The organism is Parabacteroides sp. AM08-6 (assembly GCF_003473295.1).
Taxonomy (GTDB): domain Bacteria; phylum Bacteroidota; class Bacteroidia; order Bacteroidales; family Tannerellaceae; genus Parabacteroides.
This window is the reverse complement of sequence record NZ_QRMP01000003.1, coordinates 190776-216557: the sequence shown is the minus strand read 5'-3', so window position 1 is coordinate 216557 and position 25782 is coordinate 190776. Positions and strand designations below refer to the sequence as shown.

Below are 25782 nucleotides of genomic sequence, written 5' to 3'. Positions count from 1 at the left end.
CAAACAAAAATATCATGAGAAAATTAACTGTATTATTAATGGCTTTTATCTTATTCTGTGGCGCGGAAATGCATGGCAAGAATATTGACATAAAGTCTCCGAATGGTTCATTGAAAGTGAACATTGAGTTGAAAGATAAAATCTATTATTCCGTTTATGCCGGTGACGATTTGTTGTTGAAAGATTGTTCTTTGTCCATGGACTTGGGGAAAGAAGTGTTGGGGCAATCACCTAAGTTGCGTAATATGAAGCGTGGTGTTATCAACGAAAGCATAAAACGTGAAATACCGATTAAGAATGCGTTGGTGAAGAACTCCTGTAATACCTTACGTTTGAATATGTCCGGCAATTATGCTGTGGAGTTCAGAGTTTTTGACGACGGAGTTGCTTATCGCTTCGTAACTGAAAAGAAAGGTGAAATCGATGTATTGCAAGAAGATTTTACAATTAATTTCCCGGACAATTATTTGGCTCATATTTCTAAGACTTCCGGATTTAAAACCTCTTATGAGAATCCATATTCACATGTGAGGACAGCCGATTACAAGGAGTCGGATGAAATGAGCTATTTCCCGGTTTTACTGGAAACGAATCAGAATTATAAAATCCTGATTTCAGAGGCTGATTTGTCTGATTATCCTTGTATGTTTGTGAAGAGTACCGGCAACAATGGTTTGAAATCTGTTTTTCCCAAATGTCCGTTGGAATTTGGAGAAGATGGAGATAGGAGCCTTAAAATCGAAAAAGAAGCTGATTATATTGCTAAAACTTCGGGTACACGCAATTTCCCCTGGCGTTTTTTCGTAATCACGGATGATAGCCGTGGAATTGTTGCAAATGAGATGGCTTATAAATTGGCAGCCCCTTGTGAATTGGAGGATTATAGTTGGGTGAAACCCGGCCAGGTGAGCTGGGAGTGGTGGAATGGTGCAACTCCTTATGGACCGGATGTAAACTTTGTTTCGGGCTATAATCTGGATACATATAAATATTTCATTGATTTTGCAGCTAAATATGGTATTTCATATATCTTGATGGATGAAGGATGGGCCTTAAGTACGAGAGACCCTTATACTCCTAATCCGAAAGTGGATGTTCACGAGATTATTCGTTATGGAAAAGAAAAGGGAGTCGGTGTCGTTTTATGGCTTACCTGGCTGACGGTTGAAAATCATTTTGATTTATTTAAGACCTTCTCAGATTGGGGAGTATCCGGTATAAAAATAGATTTTATGGATAGAAGTGACCAATGGATGGTCAATTATTATGAACGTGTAGCCAAAGAAGCGGCGAAACATCGCCTGTTTGTCGATTTTCACGGTTCGTTCAAGCCGGCAGGTCTGGAACGCCGATATCCGAATGTACTTTCGTACGAAGGTGTGAGAGGAATGGAGCAGATGGGTGGCTGTTATCCGGACAACAGCCTTTATTTGCCTTTTATACGAAATGCCGTAGGTCCGATGGACTATACTCCCGGTGCTATGATAAGTATGCAACCGGAAGCTTATCGGGCAGAACGTCCCAATGCCGCAAGTATCGGTACACGTGCTTATCAGTTGGCTCTTTATGTCGTTTTTGAAAGCGGCGTTCAGATGTTGGCTGATAATCCGACTCTGTATTACCGGAATCCGGACTGTACGGAGTTTATAACAGGAGTACCTGTCACATGGGATGAAACAAAAGTACTTGATGCTAAGATTGGTGAGTATGTAATTGTGGCAAAACGCAAAGGAGAGCAATGGTTTATAGGTGCTATCTGTAATGGAAAAGAGAAAGAACGTGAATTTGAGATACATTTGGATTTCCTAAAGGATAGTAAAAATTATCAGATGACCTCTTTTGAAGATGGAATCAATGCTGCTCGACAAGCAATGGATTATCGTAAAAAAGATACGGTGGTTAAGTCCGGCGATAAACTTCAAATAAAATTAGTACGGAACGGAGGATGGGCGGCCGTACTGAAATAAATTAACAGAGAAAACGTCCGGATACCAGATAAGGAAGCATCCTTTTGCTGGTATATCCGGGCGTTTTCTTTTAAACCAGATACTTTTTTCTGGAATTTATGTTTACGTTTTAATAATCTCTCAGGAAATATCTGGACAGGAATTGCCAGTTTTCATGAATAATTGCTTTCCCTCGTTCCGGGCTGATTTGACTTTTTATTTGCGCGTCAGCCAGCATATCGCGTTCTTCCAGCTCTTTTAATAAATGAACGCTGCATTGATGGACTATGAAAAAGGATAGGGCCTGAGACTCTGCTTTTTTCTTGTCATAAAAAGGATTGTGTTCGTCTTTGATATATTCGATGCCATTAGTCAATACTTGCAGGCCTTCTGTCGGGGTGGCATAGATGGCAAATTTCCGGAAAGAGTCATCTTCGGCAGAAGCCTCGCTGCTATCCAGTCCCAGTTTGTTGGTTATAAAATCCAGAAAATCACGTTTATTGCTGAAGTATACGAGGAGCTTTCCTTCAGTTGCCGTAATAAATTTATCGTAATGTTCTTTATAAACAGCTTGGTTTTCTACGAGGGCCGGGTCGACAAATGTCTGTGTCTTTTCGCCTTCCGCCACAAAATTTTCGTGGTCGGGATGGGTTTCGGGCAAGATTAACGACAGCCATTTGGGGGATGTATAAGCTAGAAATGGTGTTTTGCTGATGTGGGCAAGTGAATCATGGATTATCATAATTACCTGTGTATTACTTTCATTTCCCGGATTTTCTTTGCTATAGGTTTTGAAAGTTTCCGTCATTTCTACTTTTGCTGCGGGCGTCAGATACGAATTGTAATGGAACCAATACAAAAGCTCATTGTATTTTTCTGTTGTATCGTAACGTGTTTCGGGAGCGAATAACTTTTGCATCTGTTCGTTCTCGGGAGCTGTTGCCCATTCGTCGCAAAATAGTTGATAAACCAGACGGGCTGTTTCAATGCTGGTTTCATTATCCGGACTGACAAAGGTTCCCTTGCGAGTACCGTAATATTGTTGTATGTAATGCCAGATTAGAAAACAGATATCTTCGTAGTTTACTTCGTCGTCATAATAATGGTCATCTGGTATATAGAAGGGAAGATAATTACCAAACAGACGTTTGTGTTCGAGTATGAATGAACGCCAGATATTTAACCTTGAGATGACATCTTCGAAATAAGCTGCTATGCGGATGCAAATTTGTGAAACTTCTTCTTTCTCGAACGAATAGGCCAACCGGGTTTGTTCCATTATATCATAAATCTGATTGGCTATATTGGTGTAATATAGGTCAATAGGAGTTGATTGTTTATAAGGATGCAGTTGCAACCAGTCTTTCGGATAGATTTTAATGTTTTTCATGCACTTCGATAGTTAGAAATTATTAAGCGCACAAATGTAATAATAATTTTAGAGGTTCAATGAATGTGTAAAAATAAAGCGGGCGCCATCTGTATATTCTTTATCAATCAGGACTTCCCCTTTGAATCTTTCAGCAATGATGCGGCAAATGGAAAGGCCCAAGCCCGTTCCTTGTATACATTCGTTCAACTTTTCAAATCGTTCGAATATAGCATCCTGCTTATCGGCTGGGATACCGCATCCTGTATCTGTAACGGTGAAACGGACAAAACCTCCTGCTTTGTCGATTGTATAAGCAAGTTCGATAAAACCTGTTTCCGTGAACTTGGTGGCGTTACCAACCAGGTTGATTAACACTTGTTGCAGACGGAGTTTGTCGGTGCTGAGAATGAATGTTTCGTCATCGGGTGAGAATTTTAGCTTTACTCCCGGTTTTACGCGGTGTTCAACACTGGTGAGGGCACTACGGCAGCAATCTGCCAGATTTTGTTCGGCAAAAGTAAAACGATATCGTTCCGACTCCAGGCGGGATACATCCAGAATGTCGTTGACGAGGTTCAGCAACAAAGCTGAATTTTCAGTAATAATATGGGTATATTCTTTTCGTTCGTCTCCATCTTCCATTTCATCTTCCAGAATTTGGGCAAAACCTACGATTGCATTCAATGGAGTACGTATTTCGTGGCTCATATTGGATAAAAATAAACTTTTGAGACGGTCTGACTCTTCAGCCCGGTCACGCGCAATACGTAATTCTTTTTCCGATTCCAGCAATGCTGACTTGTCTCTCTGTAATTCGTTTTTAAGCCTACAGGCGTGCAAGTAAACAATTGTACCTAATATTAAAATACATATAAGAAGAGTAATCAAGGCAAACGTCCATTTTAATTGTTGTTGTTTGGCTCCTAGTTCGAGCTCTTTAACCCGAAGTTCTTTGACTTGCAACTCAAGGTTATTCATATCGTGCAAGGCATGCAATTGGCTTAGCTGACGAACAAATGCCGCACTGTTCATTTCTTCATTTAGTTTAAGTGTCGTACGGTATTGGATAGCAGCCTCACGTGTATTTCCCATGTCGAATAATATTTCCCCTTTTAGTCTCATCACCTCAGGGTTGTAGTCAAGTTCTATCGCCTTGTTTACCTTTTCCAGTGCTTTGACATATTGTTCTGTTAGTTTATAATAGTTTGCTAAGCTAAATAAATAATAGTAATCGACATATCCGTCATCTTGTTTATCCAGATAAGAGTTCGCATGTTCGATGTGTTTTTTAGCGGCATTAGCGTTTTTTTCTGATACATATAGATTGATGTAATATGCGTTCATGAGTACAATACAACGGGCATAGGGAAAAGATGGGTCTGGACCGAATTCTCCGTTTTGTATTTTTTCAATCAGTTCTTCTAATTGCTGCAGATGAGTATGGGCGTCATCAGAACGTCCCAGTTTTATCTCAGATTCAATGATATTGTTTAAAAACTGTGCAAGGTAACGTTTTTGTTTGGGATTGTTTTCTAATAATACCAGACCTTCAAGAAAAAACCTAAGAGCTGTACTGTCTCTTCCGACACGTTGGTTGATGAGTCCTAGTGTTTCGCTGCTACAGATTATACCATTATCATTTTTGTTTTCTTTAGCCAAGTTGTATAAACGGATTGCTAAGTCTGCCGATTTTTCCAATTGGTCGCTCCATAAATAAGATTGACAAAGAAATGTTTGTGCGTCAAAATAATTATCTGTGTATTTTCCTAATACTTTAACCATTGAGTCTGATAAAGCAACATAATGATTAATGCTGTCTTCATTGGCTTTGTTGTAGTAGAAACGGGCTAAGCTGCGAATAGCCCAATCTTCTTTTTCTTGAACTTTGGCTTCTTGAGCTTCTTTTCTCATTTGTTGTAACCATTCGACGCCACTTGAATCGTCTAAATGTAAAAGAGACATTTTTTCCAAGAGTTCCAAACGTATACTGGCATTGGAGGTCTTTGCTAAAAGTTTTATCAGACTATCTTGGTCTTGTTTCGTCTCAGCACTATAGATGAAGTGGAAACTACCGATTAAAGTCAGTAAAAGTATAATATAGGTTCTTTTCATTCGAATATAGAGTTTGTTAAAATTAGAAATGGTTCTCATATAGAGTCTTTGCAAATGTAATTAGAATATTTGGAATTAATATATTTTGGTGTGATTGAAAATCAGACGTCTTTGTAGTGAATAGTTAAAAATACTTAGAAATGGCTGAAATAATATGCTTAAAGTGAAATTAATAATAATAAACAGTGGAATTGTTAAAAATTAATACTTACTTTGTAAATAAACAAGAGATTTTACAACTATGAGCACAAACATTCGGATTTATTTAAAAAAAATGGTGTATGGACTCTTGGCATTGTTACTTGTTTCCTGTACGGATTCTGATTTGGGGGAAACAATAAATGGCGGAGATTCATCTAAGCAATTGTGTGCAATAAGTGAAATTGGTACACAAACAGTCTCGTTCAATCTCAAATATGATGTTCCGGAAGGGTATAGGGTCGCATTTGAGGTCTATAAAGAAAATCCGGTAGAGATTAATGCCGGAATGATAATAAAAAAAGTAGATGTATCACCTATTTTGACAGGTGTAACGAATGGAAAAGGCGAATATGATTTATCTCGCTCTCTATCGGAACAGGTGAAGGAAGTGTATGTTTATTCCTCCTATATAGGAGTGCCTCCTTTGCTTTACGGAAAGATAGAGAATGGTACTGTTGTACCTGAGGAAATTGAATTTTCGGAGAGTGCGGAAACTAAAGCGATAAGCCGTGCTTCGAATAATTTCCCGTTCTATACACTTGGAGGGTGGAATTCTTTGGGAAAACCTGATTATGTCAGTAAAACAGAAAAGATTAGCAGTTCTGTTTTGCAAGCAGTCAATAAGGCCTTCCCTGAGTGGAAAAAGGCTAATCCGGAGTATAACAAACGGACGGATATTTATGTGGAGAAAGATGCAGAAATCTGGATTAGTATGTTGCATTCCGGCAGTCTGTTCGATAATGTTCTCGGGTATTTCACTTATGAAGGAGATATTAAAAATGTAGATCCAAATTCCATTCATGAGATTATTGCTTTTCCGAGAGCAAATATTGTACGGTTGTTTAGTTCGGGACTCAAAGCTGGCGATGCTGTGCAATTGAAGTATTATAATTCGAAAACGGGAAAGTATCAGACTACTTTCCCTAAAGGAACTTCTATTGGTTGGGTTATAAGGACAGATGGATATAGTTTGTTACGCAGGTCTGTCAATGAAGGTCTTTTCCGCTTTTACTCTTATCCGGAATGGAATCCGGAATCCGGTAATAAAAATCATACGGTATTATTTAAGAAAGATAACTTTGTCGTTGTCGGTTTTGAAGACTTGCCAAATGAGTGGATTAATTATATGAAAGGAGATGGCGATTGCAATGATTTGATGTTCCATGTTTCATCTTATCCTGAAGATGCTATTTCGTATGAAATACCGGAAATTCCGGATGGAGGCGGTGATATAGACGGGACAGAAGAAGTTGACGGCATTCAGCCTTTGTCTGAAATTCTGGATTTGCCGGATGACGATCCTTTCTGGTCGGATTTATTTGTGGCTTCAAAATCAACTTATACGCGAAAAGTATCAGATAATGATGCCCCGGAAAGTTATGGTAGCGTAATTGGAGTAAAGGATGAATTGATAATAGCAAACTCTAAGACAATGGAAAGCTTGATAGTAGATCAAGGACCTTCCATATATCGTGCATTCGTAAAAACAACTATTCGCAAAATTGCCACGAAAGCAGATCCTCCCAAAAAGAAGAAATTTGTGAAAACAACTATTCGTGGTATGATTGTATATATTGAGGTAGATGATTATGATGATGAATATATGGGAATGAATGCATTCTCTTTGCAAAGAGATGTTCGTGGGACGCTTATCCAGAAAATTAATTCTGCCAGGGAACAGCTTCAAAACAATATTCCGGTTCGTATTATTGTTGAAATGGAATTTGAACCGGTACCGGAAAAAGAGTTTATAGAAATATTACCGGTGGGACCATATTCTCCATTTTGTTCTTTTAATGGGGAATAGCAATTAACTTTCTTAGAAGAAAGCTTTGAGAATATCCTTAGGGTTCTTTCATGATAAACCGGCATATATCCTAACGCTTTATGGATATATGCCGGTTTTGTTAAGAAAGAACCTTAAGGAACTTTTTCAGTACCCTCATCTCGCGACGGGAGCCTTTTTATGTGGCAAAATCATATAAAAGATTAATAAACAGTGTTCTGCGGGTCGAAGTTTGTCCAACCTTTCAGCCAGTTGTCAGCATCGGAGTCGCTTTTGAAAGCACCGATATAATCTACTTTTTCGAAGAAAGAGTCGCTCAACATAGCATCATCGAACAGGTTGGAATGTCCTAATAGCGGGCTACCGGATTTCGGACCATAATTAGGAGAAGCGGCTAAACTGTTCGGCTGATTCAGACCCAGTTCTGCAATTGTTTCGAAGTACTTGTTGCCTGCCTGTTTCAGGAAGAAATCGTGCGAGAAGGAAATTTTACCTGCTTCTTCATTCGTTCCGTCGATTGAATACAAGTCTTTCCACGATTTATTTACGTCGGAACCTAATACAGTCATCTGGGCAAAGTACAGGTTGTTGAGTTTCAGGTCGCCGTTGGTAGCCCATGTCTGGGTTGTACCTTTTTGGTTATCTAATAACAAACCTACCGGATAACCCATCGCAACTGTATTGAAACAATTCAGCTTACTATTACGACGAATTTGCATAGCTGCCTGGAATGTTCCTGTCTTAGAACCGTTGTTCGGGTTCAAGACTCCACCATTGATATAATCGGAAGTATTGGTAAAGTCGCTGGCTTGTCCTATCGGACCTACAAAAGTAACGTTGCTGAATGTACAAGTCGTGAAAGGATTTTTAGTTGAGCCATCTCCATCATTATCGGATTCAAAGCCGTTGGACAGAGAAGTATCTGCGATTTTCGGATTACGTACACTCAGCAGGAACTGCAGTTTACCGGAAAAACCGTTGTCGGTATCGAATTCGTCGTCCCAACCGTGGTAAGCTACCAAATATTTGCAATTGACCGTACCGCCGAACCATTCGTAAGAGTCATCATTGGAATAAGATACCTGCAAATGGTCTACCTGTGTACCTCTTCCGATAGAACCGAAGGTGATACCGTTAATTTCTTCGTCAGTTCTGAATGGATAACCGGCAAATTCCACGCGAACATAACTGATGATACCCGAATTGTCATTATCATCATCGCCTCCGTAAACGGTTCTCGGACCTCCTTCAATTTGTTTTGTTCCGGCATTGTTCTTAGCCTTTCCGCAGATAATCAATCCACCCCAGTCACCCGGACGGCGTGAACCCGGAGCTTGTTCCGAAGTCATTACGATAGGTGCATCGGCTGTACCTTTGGCAAATAATTTACCGCCCGGTTCAACAATCAGAGCAGCCTTAGTATCTTTATCGCCTTTGATGACGGTTCCCGGTTCGATTGTCAGTTCCACTCCGTCGGCAACATAACACCAACCTTTCATAAGGTAAGTACCTTTCTTCAATGTATATTTTCCTTTCGGCATTGTAAATTCCTGTTCTCCGCTACCTAACTGGCTAACGGTTCCGTCTTCACCTTTGAAGAGGATGACATCTTCCAGTTCGTTTTTCTCATCCGGATTTGTACCGGGTTCCGTACCTTTCTCGTCGTCACTACATGCAGTCATGGAGATGACGGTTGCTACCATTGTAAAGAATACATTTGCTAAACTAATCTTTTTCATATTCTCTCTGTTTAATTAAATAATAAAGATATTTTTGTTTTATGATATTATAAGCTGTAACTCAGGGTAAGGAAGAAGTTCCTACCCGGTTTGTATTGTTTTGTAATTTGTTCGCGCTCTTGAAGCACATTGTTGGAGTCGTAGAACTTGGGATATTGGATGAATGTCACTTTTTCGCCCAGCAGGTTGCGGACACTGGCTTTCACTTCCCATCGTTTAGCAAACTTCTTGCTGAAGTTCAGGTCAATAGTATTGCGTGCCAATTCGTAAGTATCGGGAAAATCGTTGTTTACAGAACCGCCTTCCGTCATGTCGGCATTCCCTACTTCCATGATACGTTTCCCAATGCGATTGTATAAAATGCTGGTATTGATACCATAGCGGTCGTTCTGATAGAAGAACCCCGTGTTAATAAGGTAAGGCGATTGTCCCTGCATGGGACGGTTCTTATCTTGACTACCTTTCTCAAAATGGACCTTACTGTTGATATATGCCCCGTTGAAATTCCAACTGAAGTCTTTCAGACCGATGAAATCCAGGTTTTTCTTGATTTCGACTTCCACCCCATAATTGTCGGCATTTTGGGCATTTACGTAAGTATAGGTATAATTACCTCCATTATCGATATAAGTCCATTCGATAGGATTGTCGAAGCGTTTGTAGAACAAGGCCACCGAAGCAACTTCATTTGGTGTCGGATAATATTCGTACCGAAGGTCTACATTCTGAATATAAGCCGGTTTCAGGTCCGGATTACCCATGACACTGCTGAACAGCTCGAAATCGTAATAAACAGAGTTGGACATTTCGCGGAATTCCGGACGATTTGCCGACATACCGTAAGCTAAACGCAGCTGATTTTGTTCATTGAATTTGTAATTGGTATTCAATGAAGGGAACAAATGATTGGTCGGATAATTATATTCTTTGCTTTTCCAGTCTTTAATCGTTGTGTAGCCGGTTAATTGTATCCGGTTGTATTCATAGCGTACACCGGCATAAATATCCATTTTACTGACAGGAATGCTTACGCCGAGGTATCCGGCAGCCAGAATGTTGTTCCCTTTGTAACTGTCACGATTATCGGTGTCTTCATAGACATACAACTTGTCGACTCCAAGATATTGAGGAGTCAGGATTTCATTTACAACATCCATGTATTCGAAACCGGAAGGTACATTTTGCACATTCCAGCGATAAAAGAACGCCCGGTTGTTGTATTTCCGGTTGCGGTATTCGGCATAAGCACCGGCTTTCAGGGTGGGACGGAGGCTGCCAAGGTTAAAATCGCGTTGGTAATTGAGTGCCGCCGAACCGATGTTTTCGTCTAAGCGATAAAAGAAACGTTTTATTTCGTTCTGGTCGATATGCATTTCGCCTTCATGTGCATCTCCTGCGAAACCGTTTTCTTCGCGATTGATGATGCGCCGGTCCGGCTGATTCTTATTGGCATAGGCATAACCGATGCTCCAGTCTAACTTTGAATTATCGCGATTGTGCGTACCGGTGAACTGTCCATTGTAGGTAGTACGGCTATTATAGAAATATTCCTGTTGCTCCTGGATATATTGCCCGCTATTGAAGAGGACACCGTTACGAGTGGTATAGCGACTTTGCCCAAGCTGATTGATGATGTTTTTAAACTCATATTTATCCTGCTCATTTGGCATGAAAGTCACATTGACCATACCTCCCAGACGAATGTCGTTACTATATACATTATCCGTATATCTGTTTTTGTAATCCGATTGGTCTTTTACTACGTCATACAAGCTGTAACGCGCATTCAGCATATCCAATTGGCTTTTGTAAGCATTGGTATAATTCACTGCGGCGATAATAGCGAGACGTCTGCCATCCTCCAAGTCGAATTTATGACTGAGAGAAGCATTCAGGCGCAAGTCGGCAAACGGAGTCTTGGTCTTGATGGCCCAATTGTTGTTGAACCCGTTACGAGTAATCTGGTCGACAGCTGTTTTGTCATTATTGTCCAAGCGGCTGGTATAAGAGCCTTCCATTTTACGCATGCCATTGTCGAAACCTAAAAAGTCGGTTCCACTTCCCGGGCTGTACATGAAATCACGGAAATGAGTCCGGTCGTTTACGCTTCCTCCTACCGAGAAAGAAAAGCTATTGCGATCCGGAACATCTTTTGTCTTTATTTTGATGAAACCTCCGGAGAAGTCGGCAGGGAGTTCCGGAGCGGGACTTTTCACCACAATCATATTATCCATCTGCGAACTTGGGATAATATCGAAGGAGAATGCACGCGAGTCCGCTTCGGAGCTCGGTACGGCGCCATTGTTAATCCACACATTGTTATACCGTTGTGCCAATCCGCGGACCATCACGAATTTACCGTCAATGATAGAGATACCCGGAATGCGGCGAATCACCTCGGAGGCATCCCGGTCCTGTGTCCGTATAATCTGTTGGGCGGAGATACCGGATTGTACCAGCAGGCCGGTTTTTGTCGCTTTCAGTATTGCAAGGTCCGTATTCTGTTTTACCTGTGCAACCACTACAACTCCTTCAAGTGCTAGGTTTGCTTCGCTCATCTCGACATTCAAGACTGTTTTCTGTCCTTTGGATATAACCACATTATTTAGCTCGATGGTCGTATAGGATATATATTTGATTGATATTTTATAGCTCCCAGGAGTTAAGTCCGGTATCAGGAAGTTTCCATCTGTATCGGCTACAGCTCCGAAAGTAGTCCCTTCTATTTGTACGGTAGCTCCGATTAACGGCTCTTTATTGGATTTGTCTGATATGGTTCCTCCGATGGAACCTTTTGTGTCGTCTGCCAGTGTTGTTATCGTGTTTATTAATAAAAAGAATAAAAAGATATAACCTTTCTTGTAAACATTTTTCATACGTTCTTTTCCTTTATATAATTTGCTGCAAAGATAACGTAGGGGGTGTTACGGCTTTAAGACAGCCATTGGACAACTCTTTTACAAATTGGTTACAAATTGGTTTCTTGGTGTGAAAATCCGGGTTTCGGATGTTCGCAATATGAATGTCATATATTTAAAATGCTTGTGAAATATGTGTAGGTTATTTTTGCAGCAATTAAACTACAAGCATTGAATATGATAAAGAAAGCGTTACCTATTGCTTTGTTTTCCGTTTTATCGGGAACAACTTGTCTGGCGCAGGACTTAGTCTTGAGTGAAGGACAATATTACACAGATGAAACATTGACAGAGCTTTATACCGGTCGTTATACGGAGTTTTATGATGACGGGATGTTGAAGATGGAGCTTTACCTGAAAGATGGACGCCCCGAAGGAACCTACGTGATATATTATCCCGATGGAAAAATAGCTGAAGTCCGTGCCTACTATCACGGTCTTTTTCACGGAGAATGGCGCACTTACAATGAAGCCGGAAATTTGGTCGGCATGGCCACTTACAAGGATGGGAAGAAAGATGGTCCCTGGCGCATATGGAACGACAAGGGTATCCTTGTTTTTGAAATGTTTTATACTGAAGGAAAGAAAAGCGGGATCTGGCGTTCATGGGATGACGACGGCAAGCTTGTAAGCGAGGAAAAACAGGAAGAATAAGGAAGAAAACATCCCTGAGCTTTTCCCTTGGATATGCTGCTATGGACAATGCCGGAGTTTCATTGCGAGTGGGGTTCGAATTTAAGCCGATAGGTTTATCCGAATATTCTTCTCCATAAATATAGGATTTGCTAATTGCTTACCGTCTCCCTAAATCGTCATACAGCGTTTGCAACAGGGCTTTCCCTTTGTTGAGACGTGTCTCACTGCTTTCTTTGGGTTCTTCTATCAGAGGTTTATTACCTTCGTTGTCGAATACCGAGACACCGGTGCTGTCGATGAAACCGAAGCCGTTCGGATAGGTATAGAAGGCATATTTAGGGGCGGCCGGACAGAATATATCTTTGCTGAAAGTATATTCATCGTGCGGTAAACCCAGCTGATGAAGCAGGGTGGCGGCAAGGTCTGTCTGATTGGCGAAAGTGTCCACTATACGAGGCTCTTTTACGGCGCCGCCAATCCAGAGCATCGGGATGTGGAAACGACGGGGTTCGTAGTCGGTCAGTTCGGCAGGATAGTGGTATCCGTGGTCGGAGACGAATATCACAAGGGTGTTTTCCCAGACAGGCAACTCTTTCAGTTGGGCGATGAAGCTGCCGATACAGCTGTCCGTAAAGGCTACCGAATTGGGATAAAGTTCATCCAGACGGTGGTAAGGCACTTCAAACGGCTCATGACTGCTTAAAGTGAGGAAAGTGCTTAACCAGCGTTTGTCCGCCGGCCGGCTTTTGATGTCGTTCAGCAGATGCCGGAACGTGATGTCGTCATTGGCTCCCCATTTATTCAGCAGGCTGGTGAGCGGAAAGTCGCGGTCTGCCGTAATCCGGCTATAGCCGGAACTGAAGAAATAGCTCTGCATGTTGGTGAAATTAATGTCGCCGCCATACAACATATCAGCCGTGTATCCTGCCGGACTGAGACTCTTGGCAAGGGAGGGGAGAGTCTGGCTCTTGACCGGATACTTCATAATGGAGGTGGTGGGCTGCGCCAGATAACCGTTCAGAACGGATACGATACCGCGGTCCGTACGGAAAGAGTTGGCATACATATTCGTAAAGAGTATCCCTTCTTTGGCAAGCCGGTTCAGATTGGGTGTGACGAGGCTGTCGCCGCCGACTGCTCCGACTACATTTGCGGTGAAACTCTCCATCAATATTATCAGGATATTGGGGCGTTGAGTGGTTAACAGCCGTGTCGAGTCCGCCTCCGCATCTTTACAGGCATCCGGAGATTGCAGGAGCAAATGTTGCTTCCGCTCTTCTTCGGAAAAGAAGTTGAATTGCGCTCCGAAGTCCTGTTGCTTGCTGAGTGAAGCAATCAGGCTGAAACAGGGATTGATGGCGGAATGGTTCAGGAACTGGTTGTTGCTGAAATAAACCATTCCCACATTGGCAGTCGAGGTGGTTACTCCTCCGCGTATCGGGATAAACATTAAACCGCCCAGAAGCAATACGGCAAATGTCCCTCCAATCCGTTGCCGCACCGGTTTTTCAGGAAACAGCGGTACGATAAACCGTTTCAGTACCCAGTAAATACCGAAAGCATATACGGCAAACATCAGCAGCTGTACGACAAATTGCCCGAGCGGCACACTTGCCATCGCGTCTGCCGGCGATTGAAGATAGAAGAATAGCGTGGCATCCAGCCGGAACCCCCAGTAACCGTACAATGCTACATCGACGGCGAAGATTGCGGCAATCAGGATAGCCATAATCAGAAAGTACCCCTTCATCAGCACCTTATAGAACTTACCGGGCAACCAGACCGACACCAGTATGCAAAGTAGCGGAATGGCAGTCAGGTAGCCCGCAATCGTACAGTCCAGCAATAAACCATGAGCGATTACTCGCAGATAATCAGCAAACGGACATCCGTCTGCCAAAGCATGGTTGTAAAGCATGAACACCGGCTTCTGAATAGCAAGTATCGGAAGCCAGATGACAAATAAGGCGAGAAGGAATACTATTCTTTTCTTCATATTACTTATATAACTTTTCCCGCAATTCGGCAACCTTCGGGTCGGTGATGTAATCATCGTAATCCATCATCCTGTCGATGATACCGTTCGGGGTCAGCTCGATAATGCGGTTTGCCACGGTCTGAATGAATTCGTGGTCATGGCTGGAGAACAGGATATTGCCTTTGAATGTTTGCAACGTATTGTTGAAAGCCTGGATAGACTCCAAATCGAGATGATTGGTCGGCGTATCCAAGATGATGCAGTTGGCATCCGTCAACATCATCCGTGAAATCATGCAACGCATCTTTTCACCTCCGGACAAAACGCTCACTTTTTTCAATAACTCTTCGCCGGAGAACAACATACGACCGAGGAAGCCTTTCAGGAATACTTCGTTCGTATCGGGTGAGAACTGGCTGAGCCATTCAATCAGATTATAGTCCGAATTGAAATAGGCGGAGTTGTCCAGCGGTAGATAAGTCGTAGTAATGGTCTGTCCCCACTGGAATGTGCCTGCATCGGCTTTCTCCTCTCCGTTGATAATCTGGAAAAGGGCGGTCATGGCACGCGGGTCGTGGCTGATAAAGACAATCTTGTCGTCCTTCTCCACATTGAAGTTGAGGTCCTGGAAGAGCATTTTGCCGTCAATGGATTTTGTCAGGCCTTTTACTTCCAGTATCTGGTTGCCCGGCTCACGGTTGGGAGTGAACAAGATGCCGGGGTAACGCCGGGACGACGGCTTGATTTCTTCAATATTCAGTTTCTCCAGCATCTTCTTGCGGCTGGTAGTCTGTTTGGACTTCGCTACGTTGGCGCTGAAACGGCGGATGAATTCTTCCAGTTCCTTTTTCTTTTCTTCCGCCTTCTTGTTCTGGTTCTGCTGTTGACGGAGTGCCAACTGGCTGGACTCGTACCAGAAACTATAATTGCCGGCAAACATTTGCAGCTTACCGAAGTCTATATCTACCGTATGTGTGCAGACGGAGTCGAGGAAGTGACGGTCGTGGCTGACAACCAGCACCGTATGTTCGAAGTTGGAGAGATAGTTCTCAAGCCACATGACGGTTTCAAGGTCCAGGTCGTTGGTCGGCTCATCCAGCAGCAGGTTGTCCGGCTGTCCGAAAAGGGCGCGTGCCAGCAAAACACGTACTTTCTGCTTACCGCTCATGTCTTTCATCAGGGTATAGTGAAACTCTTCCGAGATACCCAGGCCGCTTAGCAGGGCTGCCGCATCGCTTTCAGCGTTCCAGCCTTCCATTTCGGCAAACTTCTCTTCTAGTTCCGACACACGGATACCGTCGGCATCGCTGAAGTCGGGCTTGGCATAGAGAGCGTTCTTTTCGCTCATGACTTCCCAAAGCGTGGTGTGCCCCATCAGAACCGTGTCCAATACCGTATACTCGTCGAACGCGAAGTGATCCTGGCTCAATACGGAAAGTCGTTCGCCCGGTCCTAACGAAACCGTTCCGCGTGTAGGGTCGAGCTGCTTGCTGATAACACGGAGGAATGTTGATTTGCCGGCGCCGTTGGCACCGATGATACCGTAGCAGTTGCCCGGTGTGAATTTCATATTTACATCCTGAAAAAGGATGCGCTTCCCGAACTGTACGTCCAGATTATTAACCGTAATCATATCTTTTTACCTATTGATTGCTATTAAAGAGGTTGCAAAGGTAAGAAAAATATCTCTGACTTTTCTCTCGAAAGAAAAGTAACGAAAAGTTCAGGGTCACGCCTGACGACTTACCTCGTTTTTATCTGAAATGTAGTAGAAACGTAACGGATTTATTCCGCATGTATGGAAAGAAATGAATATATTTGTGCCAAAAATACCGGGAGAGTGGTGAAGTATCTGCGTAATTCTATATTCAAATACCTGATGGTAGTACTCTTTTTGAGTTACTATGTAGGGGGTGTAGCCTTTACGCACGTGCATCATTTTGCTACTTATACGATTATCCACTCGCACCCTTACCTGCCCGGTTCCGACGGACAACCTCAACATTCCCATAGCCAGGAAGCGTTGGATACCATCGAGATACTGAATTGTTTGTTGACAGAGGCTCCGCCCGTCCTTCATTTCGGAATGGTTTGGTTATTGCTTGCCGTATTTACTCAACCTCATACGTTTCGCTCCTTGTTGCGGATTCTCCGTAACAATAGCCTCCGCGCACCTCCTGCCTACGTCCTGTCTTAAAATTCGTACCTACGAATCCGGAATTATGTACGATGCTGATTGAAAATAGATAGTATACTATTTTGTTTTTGACGCCGTCGTGAATGTTTTCGACGCCATCAAAAATATTAATGACGCCGTCAAAAATATTCACGACGGCGTCGAAAACAGATTTCTTCGGCAGCTATTTTAAAAAAGTATCTATTCCGGTTTTAACTTCCTGCCTGTGAAAGGTAATTTATAACGCAATAATACTTATATCAATATGAAAAGAATATATATGCTGTTGCTTGCTGCAATAGTGTTGAGCTCCTGCCATACTAACAAGCAGGACGAAGGAGATACTACGGATGTTACTTTGAAAGGGGACACGATACAAATCGGAGTCGGTTCGCCTATCCTTTCACGCTTGAAAACAGAGAAGGTGGCAACTGAACCTTATCGTATGGAATTCAGTACTTCCGGTGTGGTGAAGGCTATCCCTTCCAATTATGCCGAGATAGCATCACCGTTTGCCGGCCGTATCGCGAAGTCGTTTGTCCGTCTCGGACAGAAAGTAGTGCCGGGAAGCCCGATATTTGAAATCAGTTCGCCTGACTTCTTCGAGACGGGGAAAGCTTATTATCAGGCCAAACAGGAAATGGAACTGGCGCTGAAAAGCCTGAAACGCGAGAAAGACTTATTAAGCAATAAGGTCGGTGTCCAGAAAGAGCTGGAAGAAGCCGAAGTCAATTACGAACTGAAAAAGAAAGATTATGAGAATGCGGAAGCTGCTTTGAAAGTTTTTCAGATAAATCCGGACGAGCTGGTGCTGGGACAACCCCTGATAGTGCGTTCCCCCATAGCCGGCGAAGTGGTAAAAGATAACATCGTAATCGGCCAGTATTTGAAGGAAGATGCTAATCCTGTTATCATTATCGCCAATCTGAATAAGGTCTGGTTCGTGGCACATGTGAAGGAAAAGGATATGAGTCTGGTGCAGGCCTTGGATGATGTGGAAATCCATTTGGTGGCATTGCCTGAACAACCGTTTAGCGGCCAGATTTATCATATCAGCGAGATGCTGGACGAAGAAACCCGTTCGGTGGAGATTCTGATTGAATGCGACAACAGTTCACGCCTGATGAAGCCTGCCATGTACGGAACGGTGACACTGAGCGATAAGGCTGCCGAAGTGATTCGTATTCCGACTTCCTCCATCTTGCAGGAAGAAGACGCTAATTACGTTCTTGTTGCGCTGGGCAATCATAATTACCGGAAACAGAAAGTGACGGTTGGAAAAAGCCGGGATAACAAGACTGTTATCTTGTCCGGACTGAAGCCGGGCGACGAGATTGTCTCTACAGGTGCTTTTTACTTAATCGATGTAAGATAAGGCCCTATGAAAAGACTGATATATTTAGCGATACACCGGCGAGGGCTGATGTTCGTATTGTTTATATTCCTGGCTGTAGTGGGTTACTATTCTTGGACAAAATTGGCTATCGATGCCTATCCTGATATTGCAGACACGACGGTACAGGTCGTAACCCAAGTTCCCGGACTGGCAGCCGAAGAGATTGAACAGCAGATTAGTATTCCTATCGAACGGGCGATGAATGGGATGCCCGGCCTGAATGTGATGCGTAGTAAAAATACGTTCGGCTTGTCGACCGTCGTTCTTGTTTTTGATGATGGCATTGAGGATTACTGGGCGCGTCAACGTGTGGAGGAGCGTTTAGGGGACGTGGAACTTCCTTATGATGCCGTTCCCGGACTGAACCCGCTGACTTCACCGACCGGCGAAATCTTCCGTTATGTGCTGGAAAGCGACCGTTTGGATAGACGTGAACTGACGGACTTGCATAAATGGGTGATTATTCCGCGCCTGAAACAGGTGACAGGTGTTGCCGATGTCAGTAATTACGGCGGTATTACCACCCAGTATCAGATTGAGGTGGATCCACATAAGATGGACCAGTATGACATTACTTTAGGCGATATTACGGAAAAGATTGAAAAGAATAACGTGAATGCCGGCGGCAGTATGTTGAGCCGGGGCGACTTGAGTTATGTGATTCGCGGTATCGGGTTGGTAAAGGATTTGGATGATTTGGGACGTATCGTTATCAAGACGGTAAATGGAGTTCCTGTCTACCTGAATGATATCGGTAAACTGAAATATGGGACATTGGAACGTAAGGGTGTACTTGGTTTTACCGATGGAGTACGGAATATTTCCGACGGGGTGGAAGGGATTGTGCAGATGCTGCGCGGTGAAAATCCCTCACAAGTGCTGGAAGGCGTTCATGCTGCCGTAGATGAGTTGAATAACGAGACATTGCCCGAAGGAACCCGTATTCATGTGTTCATGGACCGTACAGACTTGGTGAATACGACGTTGCACACCGTTTCGCATACTTTGTTCGAAGGCATGGTGCTGGTTGTTCTGGTGTTGATACTCTTTTTAGGAAACTGGCGGGGGGCTTTGCTGGTTGCTTTGACCATTCCTCTCTCGCTGTTGATTGCTTTTATTTTGATGCATGTCACGAATATACCGGCCAATCTGCTTTCGCTGGGAGCTATCGACTTCGGTATCTTGGTGGACGGGGCTATCGTGATGATGGAAACAATTCTGAAGAAACGCGAACGCCATCCGGACGAAATGCTGACGGAGGATTCCATCCTGCGCCGTACGACGGAAGTAGCCCGTCCTATCTTCTTTTCCACTCTGATTATCATTACCGCTTACATGCCGCTATTTGCCTTCGAGCATATAGAGAAGAAGCTTTTTACACCGATGGCCTATACCGTAGGTTATGCTTTGCTGGGGGCACTTTCCGTCGCCCTGCTGCTTATTCCGGGACTGGCTTTTATCGCTTATCGTAAGCCGCGTAAACTTTATCATAACCGTTGGTTGGAGAAACTATCGGAAATATATCATAAGCAGATTGTCCGTTTGCTGGAGAAACCGAAGCAGGTCATTCTTCCGTTACTGCTTATCCTGGTGGGGGCCGGGGTGCTGAGCTATACGGTAGGAAAGGACTTCCTTCCGCCTTTGGACGAAGGGTCTATCTGGATACAGGTACAGTTGCCTCCGGGTATCTCCATTGAGAAATCGAAGGAGATGGGAGCCGAATTGAGAAAAACGCTGAAGCAGTTCGACGAAGTGTCGTATGTGATGACGCAAGTAGGTCGTGACGACGAAGGGGCGGAGGCATTTTCTTTGTCTCATGTGGAGTGCGGAGTCGGACTGAAGCCTTATAACACTTGGAAGTATGGGAAGACGAAGGCGGATTTGATTGAAGAGATGTCGGAGAAATTATCTACCATGCCCGGTTATTCCGTCGGCTTTTCTCAGCCGATTATCGATATGGTTATGGACCAGATAGCCGGTGCACATAGTGATTTGGCACTTAAGATTTATGGAGACGATATCATCGAAACCCGTCACATTGCCGAGAAAGTAGCGAATGTGTTGAAGGAGATACCCGGAGCAGCCGACGTGGCTGTCGACCAAGAGCCTCCGCTTCCTCAGCTTCAGATTATAGCGGACCGCGACCGGATTGCCCAGTATGGCTTGAATGTCTCGGATGTGGCGGACCTTATTGAGTTGGCTATCGGCGGTAAATCTATTTCCCAGATATTCGTGGGGAGCAAGAGTTATGATGTTATTTGCCGTTTTGGCGACGAGAGCCGCAATTCGCCCGAACGTATCGGGAACTTGCTTCTGACAACGGATGCCGGAACGAAAGTGCCGCTTTCGCAGGTGGCAGACATCAAGATGACGACCGGCGCCAGTACGATAACCCGTGAGATGAACAAACGCCATCTGACCGTCCGTGTCAACTTGCGCGGGGTGGATTTGACGGCTTTCCTGAACAAAGCGAACAATCTCATCGATAAAGAGGTGGAATACGACCATGAGGCTGTTCATCTGAAATGGGCGGGACAATTCGAGAATCAGCACCGCGCCTATAGCCGCCTGGCTGCTGTGGTTCCGCTTGCGTTGGGTATTATGCTGTTGTTATTGTTTGCCGCTTGTGGAAAGTTCCGTCAGGCAGCTTTGATGATGTGTGTGGTTCCGTTGGCCTTGTTTGGCGGAATGTTGGCATTGAACGTGCGCGGAATGACACTGAATGTATCGTCCGCCGTTGGTTTTATCGCCTTGATTGGGGTGGCTATCCAGAATGGCGTGATTATGATTTCGCATATCAATAACCTGCGGACCCGTGAACGCGAGTTCAAAGATGCTGTTATTACAGGGGCCAAACACCGTTTCCGCCCTATCCTGATGACGGCTACGGTTGCGGTGTTGGGGTTGTTGCCTGCCTCCTTGAGCACAGGTATCGGGTCGGATGTGCAGCGTCCGCTGGCTACGGTCATTGTATATGGTTTGCTGTTTGCTACTATTATTACGCTCTACGTACTTCCGGCTTTGTATTATATGATAGAGAAACATTATATAGACAAGGAACCGTTGAAAGAAGTAGATAAGAGTATCGGAAGCGGGGAGTCGCTACTATAATGATTAATCATTATTTATGTGATGATATAAACAACTAAAAAACAAATAAATGAAACTATATTTATCCATAATCAGTTTGTCTGTTGCTTTGACGGCTTCAGCCCAACAGTTGGTTCCGCTATCTTACCGCCAATATATGGAGAAGGTTGCGTCGGGAAATCTGGAATATGCGGCAGAACAATTGAATGTCAATGTGTCCGAAGCGGAGCTGACGGCGGCGAAAGTATTCAACGACCCGAATCTCTCGGTCTCCTATTTTAATAACGAGAATAACAGTTTGCAGATGGGAGAAGGGGTAGAAGTGGAGTTAAGCAAAACCTTTACCTTTGGCAAACGCAGTGCCGGTATTGCTTTGGCCCGTAGCGAAAGCGAGTTGACAAGCGTGTTACTGGCCGACTATTTCCGCAATTTGCGTGCCGAAGCGTCCGTATCGTATCTGGAAGCTTTGAAACAATATGAGTTATATAAGGTAAAGGAAAATGCTTATGAGACCATCCGTCGGTTGGCGGAAAGCGACAGTGCCCGCTATGCACTGGGCAAAATCATGGAAATCGATGCGACGCAGAGTCGCTTGGAAGCAGGTATTCTGCAGAACGAACTGTTGCAGGCTGGTGCTGAGTTGCATAATGCTTTTTCCAACCTGAACTTGTTGACGGGGACGACTGCCCGCGATACACTTTTCCAGCCGGAAGCTACTTTGCGTATGACTCCGCGTGATTTTGCCATGGAGGAACTGATTGCAAAGGCCTGTGAGAACCGTGCCGACCTGGTGGCGGCTCTGAAGAACAAGGAAGTTGCATCCCGTGCTCTGAAAGTGGCACGTCGCGAACGGAATACGGATGTGGATTTGTCTGTAGCTGTCAGCCGTAATTCCCGGGTGCATAATGAAGAAGCGCCGGCTCCTCCTTTTACCGGTGTGACGGCGGGTATCGCTATCCCATTGAAGTTTTCTAACTTTAACAAGGGGGCTGTTCGTGCTGCCCGTTTCCGTGAACAGCAGGCCGAGACTCAATATCAGCAAGCTTTACTTCAGGTGCAGACAGAGGTGATGCAGGCCTATCGCAGTTATCAATCTTTCTCGAAACAGGTGGAACATTACGAGAATGGCATGCTTCGACAGGCTCGTGAAGTGATAGACGGAAAGATATACAGTTATAATCGTGGCGAGGTTTCACTCTTGGAGGTGTTGGATGCACAACGTACTTATGATGAGGTGCAGGCGCAATACATAGAAACGTTGTTCAATCATAGCACGGCTCTGGTAGAATTGGAGAAAAGTGCTGGGATTTGGGATGTGGAATTGTAAAAGGAAGCAGATTGATAAATAGACATTGTTTTGGCGAAAAGTCTTACGGCTTTTGCGGAAAAAGCGTAAGACTTTTTGCCATAACTCTATAGTCTTTTGTCCTGTATCCGCTTGGATAGCTTGTTTGCGTATTTCTTTAAACTTGGTTCTGTGAATCCCAACCGAGGATTAGCTTGCAGTAAAGTTGTAGCATGGATAATCTTATCCAATAATTGATTAGCATACTTATTCCCAGTCTTGTAATGATAATACTTAAGGATGTTGGTTAATTGGATTTTAGCAAGGTTAGACCAATATATCTCTTTTACCATGATGCCATATTCTTTCTTAGTTCTTTTTCCAGTTCCTCTTGTTTGGTACATCGTCCATATTTAAAATCTTCTTCTGCTTCTGCAACCATGTTTTGTAAGTTTTCATCATTGGGGGCCCAAGGATAAGCATTTATTACTTTTTCCTCTTTATCCGATGCCTGGCACAGTCTTTTAATGTACTGTTCCACTTTGCAAACAGTCGCTTCGTCCATCGATTTGATGTAGCCTATCAGGTTTTCTTTCCGTAAATTTAGTTCCATTGTAGTCATAATCACTTGTCTTTAGGTTTCTTAATGCAACAAAGGTAAGATATAAATCGGAATATTCTTTACTTTGTGTTCAAAACAAAATGCCTTATGATATTCTATTTTACAGGGACAGGTAATTCGCTTTGGGTGGCAAAGGCACTTGCCGTAGCCCTCCGTGAACCGTTGGTTTCGATAGCCGAGCAGTTGCAAACCGGAAAAGAGGAACTTATCTGTCCTTTGCGGGAAGACGAGAAAATACTATTTGTTTATCCGGTTCATTCCTGGGGGCCGTCCATTCCTGTGACTCGTTTTGTTTCCCGCCTGAAATTAACCGGTTATGCGGAACAACCTGTATATTCTGTTTGTACATGCGGTGATGAATGTGGTTATACTGCGGACATGTTGGCTAAAAGGTTGGCTGCGCGAGGGATTAAACAGACCGCAGCCTACTCCGTTATCATGCCGAACAATTATATTTTGATGGCTGGATTTAACGTAGATAGCAAGGATGTGGAAGAGCAGAAATTGAAAGAAGCTCCGGCTCAGGTTGAGGCGATAGCCGAAGCCATTCGCCGGCATCAAAACGTTAATTTATACAAGAAAGGGAGTATGCCTTTCCTGAAAAGCTATTTTGTTTACCCTCTTTTCGCTAACTTTGCAACGGGACGTAACTCCTTTCGGGCGACAAATGCCTGTATATCCTGTGGATTATGCGAAAAGATTTGTCCGACCGGTACGATTTCGCTGGTCGACGGAAAGCCGGTTTGGGCAAATACCTGTGTGCAATGTGTCGCCTGTATCCATCGTTGCCCGGTACGTGCTATCGAATATGGTAAAGAGACTGTGAAAAAAGGACGTTATCATCATCCCGATATTAAATAATTAATCAAACAAAAAGATGAAGCAATTTGTATTTATGTTATTGGCAGCTTTGTTGATGACAGCTTGCCAAGAGACGCCAAAAGGTTATGTGATAAATGGAGAAGTAGAGGGAATGCAGGAAGGAAAAGTTTTCTTGAAATCATTCCGGAATAAGATGTTTTTTGATGTGGATACCGCAGATGTGAAAGCCGGTAAATTTACTTTTAAAGGGAAGGTTGACCAACCTCTTTTGTTCGGCCTGGCTACCGAAGAGATGGATTATCCGCTTCAACTCTTTGTAGAGAATACAGACATGAATGTGAAGATAGGCAAGAAAGGGGAAACGATTACTGTCACCAACTCTCCCGTCAATGATATTTTTCTGGAAAATGCAGGGAAGGTTTTTGAAAAAGGTTTTGATATAGATAGTTTAGTGACGAAATATCCGGACTCTCCGGTTGCTGCATTTTATCTTTATCGTTATTTTACGTATCAGTTGCCGCTGGATGAACTGAAAGCAACTCGTGCCAAACTCGCTCCGGTTTTGGCTGATTGTCCTTATGTAAAAGACTTGGATGGGATTATCCAACAACTGGAGAATGTGCAAATAGGAAAGACTGCTCCCGAATTTACATTGCCGGATACGGCGGGTGTGGCTGTCTCCCTCTCTGATTTCAGAGGAAAGTTTGTGTTGTTGGATTTTTGGGCTTCCTGGTGTCCTCCTTGTCGCCGTGAAAACCCGAATGTCGTGAAAGCTTTCAATACATACAAGGATAAGAACTTTACGGTGATTGGTATTTCTTTAGATAAGGATAAGGCGAAATGGTTGAAAGCAATTGCTGATGACAATCTGACTTGGACGCATGTTTCCGATTTGAAATACTGGGATTCTGAAATTCCGGCACTCTATGGTGTCCGCGGTATTCCGGCTAATGTTCTGCTTAATCCGGACGGAGTTATTATTGCCAAGAATATTACCGGTGAGGAATTGCAGCAGACACTTCAAAAGGAATTGGACAAATGATGAAAAAGTCTGCTCTCTTCATGTTTTTCTTCCTTCTCTGCGGCAACCTTTTTGCTGCGGAGAAGAAAGGCTTTGAAGTTTCTGTCCGTGAGGCTGTTGCCCGGCAGATGCAAACTTATCCGAAGTCTACTCTGAAGGATTTATATAAGAATTTCTTTCAGGACAAATTCGGTCCCGGACATATTATTAGCGATACGACAGCTGCCGGTAATTATCTTCGCCGGGAACTTAATTCTTATTCTAAGATAGAAGGGGCTGTTGCCGAACCGACCGGCTGGGAAGGTAATTTCCTTCGGGTAAATCTTTCGGTTATCAAGACCGGACAAATTTCTTATGATACTTTCTTTGATGCCTTCGTACGAAGTGTCAATGGTATCCGTCCTGTTACCGTGGCGGAGTGGCAAAAGGAATGGTTGCAAATCGAAACCATTATTCGATCCATGAACTTGACCTTGCCTGATTATGATGCAGACCGGAAGGAAATAGAGGAACGCTTGAACCGGGGAGAGTATGTAGGCCACCATAGCAAAACGTTTGAGGAGACCTACAATCCACACTACCGGATTATCAGTAAGCAAATATTTGAAAAAGAATTGCAACCCTTGTTAGATGACATCCGGTAAATGAGGCATATAAAAAACACTAAAGACTGTTTTTTATT

General features: G+C 43.6%; 18 protein-coding genes. 10 read left to right on the top strand and 8 right to left on the bottom strand.

Annotated features, from left to right (window positions below):
- The first annotated feature begins 14 nt into the window (after positions 1-14).
- Entirely contained in the window at positions 15-1967 is a 1953-nt protein-coding gene (locus DW103_RS04410) for a glycoside hydrolase family 97 protein (protein WP_122274445.1), read from the top strand.
- 109 nt (positions 1968-2076) lie between these two features.
- Here the strand turns inward: DW103_RS04410 and DW103_RS04405 are convergent, their stop codons facing one another.
- Both DW103_RS04405 and DW103_RS04400 read right to left on the bottom strand, forming a co-directional pair.
- Positions 2077-3336, bottom strand: a complete 1260-nt coding sequence (locus DW103_RS04405) for a DUF3843 family protein (protein ID WP_122274444.1) — start codon at positions 3334-3336, stop codon at positions 2077-2079.
- A 48-nt stretch (positions 3337-3384) separates the two neighbouring features.
- Positions 3385-5430, bottom strand: a complete 2046-nt coding sequence (locus tag DW103_RS04400; protein ID WP_158576668.1) for a HAMP domain-containing sensor histidine kinase — start codon at positions 5428-5430, stop codon at positions 3385-3387.
- Positions 5431-5671: 241 nt separating this feature from the next.
- On the opposite strand from DW103_RS04400, the gene DW103_RS04395 reads away from it, so the two are divergent.
- Entirely contained in the window at positions 5672-7438 is a 1767-nt protein-coding gene (locus DW103_RS04395) for a DUF4114 domain-containing protein (RefSeq protein WP_122274442.1), read from the top strand.
- Positions 7439-7620: 182 nt separating this feature from the next.
- Here the strand turns inward: DW103_RS04395 and DW103_RS04390 are convergent, their stop codons facing one another.
- On the bottom strand, positions 7621-9156 hold the full coding sequence (locus DW103_RS04390) for a hypothetical protein (protein ID WP_122274441.1): 1536 nt from the start codon (positions 9154-9156) through the stop codon (positions 7621-7623).
- Between the two features lie 47 nt (positions 9157-9203).
- The gene (locus tag DW103_RS04385) at positions 9204-12032 is read right to left on the bottom strand and encodes a TonB-dependent receptor (protein WP_122274440.1); all 2829 of its coding nucleotides are present in this window, start codon (positions 12030-12032) and stop codon (positions 9204-9206) included.
- Positions 12033-12251: 219 nt separating this feature from the next.
- On the opposite strand from DW103_RS04385, the gene DW103_RS04380 reads away from it, so the two are divergent.
- On the top strand, positions 12252-12728 hold the full coding sequence (locus DW103_RS04380) for a toxin-antitoxin system YwqK family antitoxin (protein ID WP_122274439.1): 477 nt from the start codon (positions 12252-12254) through the stop codon (positions 12726-12728).
- 139 nt (positions 12729-12867) lie between these two features.
- Here DW103_RS04380 and DW103_RS04375 read toward each other — a convergent pair whose 3' ends face one another.
- Positions 12868-14706: an LTA synthase family protein gene (locus DW103_RS04375; protein ID WP_122274438.1), complete on the bottom strand. Its 1839-nt coding sequence runs from the start codon at positions 14704-14706 to the stop codon at positions 12868-12870.
- 1 nt (position 14707) lies between these two features.
- Positions 14708-16321, bottom strand: coding sequence for an ABC-F family ATP-binding cassette domain-containing protein (locus DW103_RS04370; protein WP_122274437.1), 1614 nt, complete (start codon positions 16319-16321; stop codon positions 14708-14710).
- Between the two features lie 165 nt (positions 16322-16486).
- Between DW103_RS04370 and DW103_RS04365 the strand changes: the two genes are divergently transcribed.
- From DW103_RS04365 to DW103_RS04350, 4 genes are all read left to right on the top strand, one after another.
- Positions 16487-16885, top strand: a complete 399-nt coding sequence (locus tag DW103_RS04365) for a hypothetical protein (RefSeq protein ID WP_233545597.1) — start codon at positions 16487-16489, stop codon at positions 16883-16885.
- Positions 16886-17129: 244 nt separating this feature from the next.
- Entirely contained in the window at positions 17130-18239 is a 1110-nt protein-coding gene (locus DW103_RS04360) for an efflux RND transporter periplasmic adaptor subunit (RefSeq protein WP_122274436.1), read from the top strand.
- 6 nt (positions 18240-18245) lie between these two features.
- Complete coding sequence (locus DW103_RS04355) at positions 18246-21371, top strand: efflux RND transporter permease subunit (RefSeq protein WP_122274435.1); 3126 nt, start codon at positions 18246-18248, stop codon at positions 21369-21371.
- Positions 21372-21420: 49 nt separating this feature from the next.
- The gene (locus tag DW103_RS04350) at positions 21421-22677 is read left to right on the top strand and encodes a TolC family protein (protein ID WP_122274434.1); all 1257 of its coding nucleotides are present in this window, start codon (positions 21421-21423) and stop codon (positions 22675-22677) included.
- A gap of 86 nt (positions 22678-22763) precedes the next feature.
- On the opposite strand, the gene DW103_RS04345 is transcribed toward DW103_RS04350, so the two are convergent.
- Together DW103_RS04345 and DW103_RS04340 are read right to left on the bottom strand one after the other, a co-directional pair.
- Positions 22764-22988 carry a type II toxin-antitoxin system RelE/ParE family toxin gene (locus DW103_RS04345; RefSeq protein WP_158576666.1) on the bottom strand — a complete coding sequence of 75 codons (225 nt, stop codon included), beginning with the start codon at positions 22986-22988 and terminating at the stop codon, positions 22764-22766.
- Complete coding sequence (locus DW103_RS04340) at positions 22982-23257, bottom strand: hypothetical protein (protein WP_122274433.1); 276 nt, start codon at positions 23255-23257, stop codon at positions 22982-22984. Before DW103_RS04340 ends, DW103_RS04345 begins: the two co-directional genes overlap by 7 nt.
- An 87-nt stretch (positions 23258-23344) precedes the next feature.
- Here DW103_RS04340 and DW103_RS04335 point away from each other — a divergent pair, with 87 nt between their 5' ends.
- Genes DW103_RS04335 through DW103_RS04325 form a run of 3 tightly spaced genes read left to right on the top strand, consistent with a single transcriptional unit; the run spans position 23345 to position 25744 of the window.
- Positions 23345-24118 (top strand): EFR1 family ferrodoxin, encoded by a 774-nt coding sequence (locus DW103_RS04335; RefSeq protein ID WP_122274432.1) that lies wholly within the window; start codon positions 23345-23347, stop codon positions 24116-24118.
- A 16-nt stretch (positions 24119-24134) separates the two neighbouring features.
- Positions 24135-25121 carry a TlpA disulfide reductase family protein gene (locus tag DW103_RS04330; protein ID WP_122274431.1) on the top strand — a complete coding sequence of 329 codons (987 nt, stop codon included), beginning with the start codon at positions 24135-24137 and terminating at the stop codon, positions 25119-25121.
- Entirely contained in the window at positions 25118-25744 is a 627-nt protein-coding gene (locus DW103_RS04325) for a hypothetical protein (protein ID WP_233545596.1), read from the top strand. Before DW103_RS04330 ends, DW103_RS04325 begins: the two co-directional genes overlap by 4 nt.
- Positions 25745-25782 lie beyond the last annotated feature (38 nt).